This is a genomic window from Kitasatospora sp. NPDC057518 (assembly GCF_042802075.1).
In the GTDB taxonomy this organism is placed as follows: domain Bacteria; phylum Actinomycetota; class Actinomycetes; order Streptomycetales; family Streptomycetaceae; genus Kitasatospora.
In genome coordinates this window covers 1-4,207 of record NZ_JBHVEU010000617.1, presented here as the reverse complement: position 1 = coordinate 4,207, position 4,207 = coordinate 1, and the positions used below count along the sequence as shown (strand labels likewise).

General features: G+C 67.5%; 1 protein-coding gene. It reads right to left on the bottom strand.

Features of this window, described 5'->3' with window-relative positions:
- Positions 1–44: 44 nt before the first annotated feature.
- Positions 45–3,521 (bottom strand): DNA-directed RNA polymerase subunit beta, encoded by a 3,477-nt coding sequence (gene rpoB, locus ACFU7Z_RS37210; RefSeq protein WP_074003975.1) that lies wholly within the window; start codon positions 3,519–3,521, stop codon positions 45–47.
- Positions 3,522–4,207 lie beyond the last annotated feature (686 nt).

The window sequence follows — 4,207 nt, the reverse complement described above, 5'->3', positions numbered from 1 at the left end:
GCCGGGGGGCGGGCCGGCCGCTGCTGCGGCCGGCCCAACCTCCGTCAGACCTCTTCGACGCTGCTGGGCTCGCGCCGGGACAGGTCGATGCCGAGCTCCTCGGCGGCGCGGAACACGTCCTCGTCGGAGTCCCGCATCTCGATGGACTGGCCGTCCGAGGACAGCACCTCCACGTTGAGGCAGAGCGACTGCATTTCCTTGATGAGGACCTTGAAGGACTCGGGAATGCCGGGCTCGGGGATGTTCTCGCCCTTGACGATGGCCTCGTAGACCTTGACGCGGCCGAGGACGTCGTCGGACTTGATGGTGAGCAGCTCCTGGAGCGCGTAGGCGGCGCCGTACGCCTCGAGGGCCCACACCTCCATCTCACCGAAGCGCTGACCACCGAACTGCGCCTTACCACCGAGCGGCTGCTGGGTGATCATCGAGTACGGACCGGTCGAGCGGGCGTGCAGCTTGTCGTCGACCAGGTGGTGCAGCTTGAGGATGTACATGTAGCCGACCGAGACCGGCATCGGGAACGGCTCGCCGGAGCGGCCGTCGAACAGGCGGGCCTTGCCGGTGGAGTTCACCAGGCGCTCACCGTCACGGGTGAGGGTGGTGTTGTCCAGCAGGCCGGTGATCTCGTCCTCGCGGGCGCCGTCGAAGACCGGGGTGGCGAGGTTGGTGCCGCCCTCGACCGTGTCGGCGCCGATCGCCTGGAGGCGCTGGGCCCACTCGTCGGCGAGGCCGGAGACGTCCCAGCCCTGCTTGGCGAGCCACCCGAGATGGATCTCCAGGACCTGTCCCGGGTTCATTCGGGACGGGACACCCAGCGGGTTGAGGATGATGTCGACCGGGGTGCCGTCCTCCAGGAACGGCATGTCCTCGACCGGCAGGATCTTCGAGATGACGCCCTTGTTGCCGTGACGGCCGGCGAGCTTGTCACCGTTGGTGATCTTGCGCTTCTGGGCCACGTAGACGCGGACCAGCTGGTTGACGCCCGGGGGCAGCTCGTCGCCCTCTTCGCGGTCGAAGACGCGGACGCCGATGACCTTGCCGGACTCACCGTGCGGCACCTTCAGCGAGGTGTCGCGGACCTCACGGGCCTTCTCGCCGAAGATCGCGCGGAGCAGGCGCTCCTCCGGGGTCAGCTCGGTCTCGCCCTTGGGCGTGACCTTGCCGACCAGGATGTCGCCGGTGACGACGTCGGCGCCGATGCGGATGATGCCGCGCTCGTCGAGGTCGGCCAGGACCTCCTCGGAGACGTTCGGGATGTCCCGGGTGATCTCCTCGGGGCCGAGCTTGGTGTCACGGGCGTCGACCTCGTGCTCCTCGATGTGGATCGAGGAGAGGACGTCGTCCTGCACGAGGCGCTGCGACAGGATGATCGCGTCCTCGTAGTTGTGACCCTCCCACGACATGAACGCCACGAGCAGGTTCTTGCCGAGGGCCATCTCGCCCTCGTCGGTGCACGGGCCGTCGGCCAGCACCTGGTTGACCTCGACCCGGGCGCCCTCGTCCACGAGCACCTTCTGGTTGAAGGCGGTGCCCTGGTTGGAGCGGGTGAACTTGGCGGCGCGGTACGTGGTGTACGTGCCGTCGTCGTTGGCCACGGTGACGTAGTCGGCCGAGACCTCCTGGACGACACCGGCCTTCTCGGCGGTGATGACGTCCGCGGCGTCGACGGCGCAGCGGTACTCCATGCCGGTACCGACCAGCGGGGCCTCGCTCTTCAGCAGCGGCACCGCCTGGCGCATCATGTTCGAGCCCATGAGCGCGCGGTTGGCGTCGTCGTGCTCGAGGAACGGGATCATGGCGGTCGCGACCGACACCATCTGGCGCGGCGAGACGTCCATGTAGTCGATCTCGGAGCCCGGGATGTAGTCGATCTCGCCGCCACGGCGGCGGACCAGGACACGCGGCTCGGCGAAGTGCAGGTCCGCGGTCAGCGGGGCGTTCGCCTGGGCGATGACGTAGCGGTCCTCCTCGTCGGCCGTCAGGTAGTCGACCTTCTCGGTGACCACACCGTCGACGACCTTGCGGTACGGCGTCTCGATGAAGCCGAACGCGTTGACCCGGCCGTACGAGGCCAGCGAGCCGATCAGACCGATGTTCGGGCCTTCGGGCGTCTCGATCGGACACATGCGGCCGTAGTGCGAGGGGTGCACGTCACGGACCTCGAAGCCGGCGCGCTCACGGGAGAGACCGCCGGGGCCGAGCGCGGACAGACGACGCTTGTGGGTCAGGCCCGACAGCGGGTTCGTCTGGTCCATGAACTGCGACAGCTGGCTGGTGCCGAAGAACTCCTTGATGGAGGCGACGACCGGCCGGATGTTGATCAGGGTCTGCGGCGTGATCGCCTCGACGTCCTGGGTGGTCATGCGCTCGCGCACGACGCGCTCCATACGGGCGAGACCCGTACGGACCTGGTTCTGGATGAGCTCGCCGACGTTGCGCAGGCGGCGGTTGCCGAAGTGGTCGATGTCGTCGACCTCGACCACGATGTCGCGGCCCTCGTCGTCACGCCACTCGGTCTCGCCCGCGTGCAGCTTCACCAGGTACTTGATCGCACCGATGATGTCGGGCTCGGTGAGCACGCCGGAGTCCAGCGACTCGGCGTTGCCCAGCTTGCGGTTGACCTTGTAACGGCCGACCTTCGCGAGGTCGTAACGCTTCGGGTTGAAGTAGAGGTTCTCCAGAAGCGTCTGCGCGGCCTCGCGCGTGGGCGGCTCGCCCGGGCGCAGCTTGCGGTAGATGTCCAGCAGCGCGTCGTCCTGGCCCTGGGTGTGGTCCTTCTCCAGGGTGGCGCGCATCGACTCGTACTCGCCGAACTCCTCGAGAATCATCTCGTTGGTCCAGCCGAGCGCCTTGAGCAGCACGGTGACGGACTGCTTGCGCTTGCGGTCGATGCGGACGCCGACCATGTCGCGCTTGTCGATCTCCATCTCCAGCCAGGCACCACGCGAGGGGATGACCTTGCAGGAGTAGATGTCCTTGTCGGACACCTTGTCCAGGGTGGAGTCGAAGTACACACCCGGGGAGCGGACCAGCTGCGACACGACGACACGCTCGGTGCCGTTGATCACGAACGTGCCCTTGTGGGTCATGAGCGGGAAGTCGCCCATGAAGACCGTCTGAGACTTGATCTCACCGGTCTCGTTGTTGGTGAACTCGGCGGTGACGAAGAGCGGGGCCGCGAACGTGAAGTCGCGGTCCTTGCACTCGTCAATGGAGTTCTTCGGCGGCTCGAAACGGTGGTCGCGGAAGGTCAGCGACATCGACCCGCTGAAGTCCTCGATCGGGGAGATCTCCTCGAAGATCTCCTCCAGACCGGACTTCGTGGGGACGTCCTGACCACTCTCCAGGGCCGCCTCGACCCGGGACTTCCAGGCCGCGTTGCCGAGCAGCCAGTCAAAGCTCTCGGTCTGCAGGGCCAGGAGGTTGGGGACCTCGAGGGGCTCCTTGATCTTCGCGAACGAGACGCGGAGCGGGGCGGTGGATGCGGCGGAATTGTTCGAGGCGTTGCGCGGCGCGGCCAAGAGGGGGGTCCTTCCGAGGGCTCGGAGCTCACTACGCGCGTACCAGCCGGGCCTTCACGGGCTTGGTCCCGCCTCCTCGCCACTGGCCTCCGCCGGGATCGAAGTCCCAGGTCAGAGCCGCTTTGCGGAGGCGATGCCAGACCCCTTCAGGGCAACGCAAACTCCGGGCGACGAGTCACGGAGCAGCTAACAGGCAGCGCAAAGGGACAGTGTAGCCAATGGCCACACTGCTGTCCAGCTCTGATTCGGAGACCGAATCGGAGACTCCTCCCGGTAGCCGGCGAGCGCGGACGCCCACCGGGTACTGCTCTAACTCACGTGGAGTCATTTCCCGCCGGAGCCACTGGTTATGCATCCAGTAGCGGACCAACCGGGCGGACTCGCGCCTTGAGAATCGCGCGCCCCGCCGGGTTCGTCAAGGGCCCGCCGACGGTGCGGGCCTCGACCGGTCTATCGACCGCGACCCCCTCGGCGTTACAGAAGCCGTGGTGGGGCCGCCCTCGACGACGGTGATCACCATACCGTCCGGCACCGACGGTGCCGAGTGGGCGTTCGGCCACACCGGTGGACCGGGCCGGCCGGGGGCGGCGGAACGGGCCCCCGCGCCCGGCCCAGGGGCCCGGGAACGCGAAAAAGCCGGGCCGACCACCCCGACATCGACGTCAAGGTGCAGATCCAGGAGTGGG